The 278-nt window shown below is 29.5% G+C and carries 1 pseudogene; it reads left to right on the forward strand.

Annotated features, from left to right (window positions below):
- Positions 1-278 (forward strand): annotated as a pseudogene (locus JG676_RS08790) (hypothetical protein); the annotation flags it as partial.

Below are 278 nucleotides of genomic sequence, written 5' to 3' on the forward strand. Positions count from 1 at the left end.
TTGATAATGTTATGGGTAATTCTATGCAAAGCTTTTATCTAAGCTCTTCAAGTAGAGCTCAAAGAATGGCTATGCAAGAAAAAGGTAATTTATACTCTGATGCAAGTGATTATATAAAGAGTGATTTAAATAATGGAAGCTATGGATCCAATAAAGAACACTCTTTATTTATACTTCCTTATGCTTCTTCACAGAATGTTGAACTATCTTTAAATGAAGAAAGTAAAGGACATACTAAAGGAACTATTATAGGTTATTCTACTTTAAAAGATAGTGGA

This window comes from Campylobacter sp. 2018MI34, assembly GCF_016598975.1.
Lineage (GTDB): Bacteria > Campylobacterota > Campylobacteria > Campylobacterales > Campylobacteraceae > Campylobacter_D.